Origin of the sequence: Pseudomonas sp. TH10 (genome assembly GCF_016651255.1) — a bacterium.
In the GTDB taxonomy this organism is placed as follows: Bacteria; Pseudomonadota; Gammaproteobacteria; order Pseudomonadales; family Pseudomonadaceae; genus Aquipseudomonas.
The window spans coordinates 1-3,778 of the sequence record NZ_JAEKEG010000013.1 but is presented as its reverse complement, the minus strand read 5'-3'; the positions used below and the strand labels follow the sequence as shown (position 1 = coordinate 3,778).

4 protein-coding genes are annotated in these 3,778 nt (G+C 59.2%); all 4 read left to right on the top strand.

Annotated elements, in window-relative coordinates; genetic code table 11:
- A partial coding sequence (locus tag JFT80_RS01555) for an extracellular solute-binding protein (RefSeq protein WP_201146696.1) occupies nucleotides 1-762 on the top strand: 762 nt, incomplete at its 5' end.
- Between the two features lie 178 nt (nucleotides 763-940).
- Complete coding sequence (locus JFT80_RS01550) at nucleotides 941-1,978, top strand: ABC transporter ATP-binding protein (RefSeq protein WP_201146695.1); 1,038 nt, start codon at nucleotides 941-943, stop codon at nucleotides 1,976-1,978.
- A gap of 1 nt (nucleotide 1,979) precedes the next feature.
- Nucleotides 1,980-2,927 carry an ABC transporter permease gene (locus tag JFT80_RS01545; RefSeq protein ID WP_201146694.1) on the top strand — a complete coding sequence of 316 codons (948 nt, stop codon included), beginning with the start codon at nucleotides 1,980-1,982 and terminating at the stop codon, nucleotides 2,925-2,927.
- A gap of 33 nt (nucleotides 2,928-2,960) precedes the next feature.
- Nucleotides 2,961-3,743, top strand: coding sequence for an ABC transporter permease (locus tag JFT80_RS01540; protein ID WP_201146693.1), 783 nt, complete (start codon nucleotides 2,961-2,963; stop codon nucleotides 3,741-3,743).
- Nucleotides 3,744-3,778: the final 35 nt, after the last annotated feature.

The following is a 3,778-nucleotide window of genomic DNA, read 5'->3' as shown; positions in this document are numbered from 1 at the left end:
CCGTGGTACGTGGTCAACAAGCAGACCTACGGCACCCCGTATCAGTGGGGTCCGAACGTATTGATGTACAACACCAACGTATTCAAGACCGCGCCGACCAGTTGGAACGTGGTGTTCGCCGCGCAGGATCTGCCCGACGGCAAGCCGAACAAAGGCCGCGTGCAAGCTTATGACGGCCCGATCTACATCGCCGACGCGGCGCTGTATCTGAAGTCGACCAAGCCTGAATTGGGCATCAAGGATCCGTACCAACTGACCGAAGATCAGTACAAAGCCGTGCTTGATCTGTTGCGTGCGCAGCAGCCGCTGATCCACCGCTACTGGCACGACACCACGGTGCAGATGAGCGACTTCAAAAACGAAGGCGTGGTCGCTTCCAGCGCATGGCCGTATCAGGTCAACGGTCTGATGAACGAAAAACAGCCTATCGCCTCCACCATCCCGCAAGAAGGCGCTACGGGCTGGGCCGACACCACCATGTTGCACGCCGAGGCCAAGCACCCGAACTGCGCGTACAAGTGGATGGACTGGTCGCTGAAACCGAAAGTCCAGGGTGATGTGGCGGCGTGGTTCGGTTCGTTGCCGGCGGTGCCGGTAGCGTGCAAGGAGAGCGAACTGCTCGGTGCTGAAGGTTGCAAGACCAACGGGTTTGATCAGTTCGACAAGATCGCCTTCTGGAAAACCCCGCAGGCTGAGGGCGGCAAGTTCGTGCCGTATAGCCGCTGGACCCAGGATTACATCGCGATCATGGGCGGTCGTTAAGCCTTCTTGAGATCAAAAGATCATCCGATCGCGGCGCGAGCCTCCAGCACCGTCAATCTTGCGTCCTCTGCAAATCGTGCAGGAGCTGCCGCAGGCTCGGGCCGCGTTCGGACGATCTTTTCGATAACACCACCGATTCAATTTTTATAGAAAGCCCGCTTTACCGGAGCACCGCACCATGACCCTTGCAGTCCAGTTCACCAACGTTTCCCGACAGTTCGGCGAGGTGAAGGCCGTTGACCGGGTTTCCATCGATATCCAGGACGGCGAGTTCTTTTCCATGCTCGGCCCTTCCGGCTCGGGCAAAACCACCTGCCTGCGCCTGATCGCCGGGTTCGAGCAACCGAGCGCCGGCTCGATCCGCATTCACGGCGCCGAAGCGGCCGGTTTGCCGCCGTACCAACGTGACGTCAACACGGTGTTTCAGGATTACGCGCTGTTCCCGCACATGAACGTCCTCGACAACGTCGCCTACGGGTTGAAGGTCAAAGGCGTCGGCAAAACCGAACGGCATAAACGCGCGGAAGAAGCCTTGGACATGGTAGCCCTCGGCGGTTACGGCGCACGCAAACCGGTGCAACTGTCTGGCGGCCAACGCCAGCGTGTCGCCCTCGCCCGCGCCTTGGTCAACCGTCCGCGCGTGTTGTTGCTGGATGAACCTTTGGGCGCGCTGGATCTGAAACTGCGTGAGCAAATGCAAAGCGAATTGAAGAAGCTGCAACGCCAACTCGGCATCACCTTCATCTTCGTCACCCACGATCAAACCGAAGCGCTGTCGATGTCCGATCGCGTGGCCGTGTTCAACAAGGGCCGCATCGAGCAGGTCGACACGCCGCGAAATCTGTACATGAAACCGACCACCACATTCGTGGCTGAATTCGTCGGCACCTCGAACGTGATTCGTGGTGATCTGGCCCGCCAAATCAGCGGTCATCCGCAGCCGTTTTCGATTCGTCCGGAGCACGTGCGTTTCGCGGAAGGCCCGTTGGCCAGTCATGAAATCGAAGTCAGCGGTCTGCTCCATGACATCCAGTACCAGGGCAGCGCCACCCGTTATGAATTGAAGCTGGAAAACGGTCAGACCCTGAGCATCAGTCACGCCAACAATCAGTGGATCGACAGCAGCGCGCAACATCAGACCGGCCAGCGCCTGAGCGCACGGTGGGCGCGGGAAGCGATGATTCCACTGCACGACCATGCAGTCGGCGGGGTGTGAGATGAACACCTTGGCTATCTCCCAAACCCCGTCGGGTGGCTCGCCGTTGCGCAGGTTTTCCAACCTGCTCTACCGCAAGCCGAATCTGTATCTGTCGATGCTGCTGGTGCCGCCGCTGCTGTGGTTCGGCGCGATTTATCTGGGCTCGCTGCTGGTGCTGTTGTGGCAGGGTTTCTACACCTTCGACGACTTCACCATGGCGGTCACTCCGGACCTTACCCTGGCCAATTTTGCCGCGCTGTTTCAGCCGTCGAACTTCGACATCATCCTGCGCACGCTGAGCATGGCCATCGTCGTATCGATCGCCAGCGCCATCGTCGCGTTCCCGATTGCCTACTACATGGCGCGCTATACCACCGGCAAAACCAAGGCGTTTTTCTACATCGCGGTGATGATGCCGATGTGGGCGAGTTACATCGTCAAGGCGTATGCGTGGACGTTGCTGTTGGCCAAGGGCGGAGTGGCGCAATGGTTCGTGCAGCACCTGGGGCTGGAACCGGTATTGCAGTTCATTCTGGGGATTCCCGGCGTCGGCGGCAGCACCTTGTCGACCTCCCATCTGGGACGGTTCATGGTGTTTGTCTACATCTGGCTGCCGTTCATGATTCTGCCGATTCAAGCGTCGCTGGAACGTCTGCCGCCGTCGCTGTTGCAGGCTTCCGCCGACCTCGGCGCGAAGCCTCGTCAGACGTTTATGCAGGTGATTTTGCCGCTGTCGATTCCGGGGATTGCCGCGGGTTCGATCTTCACGTTTTCGCTGACTTTGGGCGACTTCATCGTGCCGCAGCTGGTGGGGCCGCCTGGGTACTTCGTCGGCAGCATGGTCTACGCCCAGCAAGGGGCGATCGGCAACATGCCGATGGCCGCCGCCTTCACCCTGGTACCGATCGTGCTGATCGCCATTTACCTGTCTATCGTCAAACGCCTGGGGGCCTTCGATGCACTCTAATTCAGACAAGCAGGGGAGAAAGCTTCATTAGGCTTGAGAATCGCAGCCTGGGGCGGGTTGGTGTTTCTGCACTTCCCGATCCTGATCATATTTCTTTACACCTTCAACACGGAGGAAGCGGCGTTCAGCTTTCCACCGAAGGGTTTCACGCTGCACTGGTTCAGCGTCGCTTTTTCGCGGCCTGATGTTCTAGAGGCAATCAAGCTTTCATTGCAGATCGCAGCCATCGCCACACTGATTGCAATGGTGCTCGGTACGTTGGCTTCGGCAGCGTTGTACCGCCGCGATTTCTTCGGCAAACAGGGCATTTCACTGATGCTGATTTTGCCGATTGCATTGCCGGGGATCATCACCGGGATCGCGCTGCTAGCGACGTTCAAGACGCTGGGGATCGAGCCGGGGATGTTCACCATCATCGTTGGCCACGCGACCTTCTGCGTGGTGATCGTCTACAACAACGTCATCGCCCGCTTGCGCCGTACTTCGCACAGTTTGATCGAGGCCTCGATGGACCTCGGCGCCGATGGCTGGCAGACCTTTCGCTACATCGTCCTGCCGAACCTGGGCTCGGCATTGCTGGCTGGCGGCATGCTCGCGTTTGCCCTGTCGTTCGACGAAATCATCGTGACCACCTTTACCGCTGGCCACGAACGCACCTTGCCGCTGTGGCTGCTCAACCAACTGAGCCGGCCACGGGATGTGCCGGTGACCAATGTCGTCGCGATGCTGGTGATGATGGTGACCATGCTGCCGATCCTGGGCGCTTACTACCTGACTCGCGGCGGCGAAAGCGTTGCGGGCAGTGGCGGGAAATAGTCCCAGGACTGACACAACAATCCCTTGTAGGAGCG

Bases quoted from the DNA above. Each gene is read 5' to 3' on its own strand.
- JFT80_RS01545 (WP_201146694.1), top strand. From the start codon at position 1,980: ATGAACACCTTGGCTATCTCCCAAACCCCGTCGGGTGGCTCGCCGTTG.
- JFT80_RS01550 (WP_201146695.1), top strand. From the start codon at position 941: ATGACCCTTGCAGTCCAGTTCACCAACGTTTCCCGACAGTTCGGCGAG.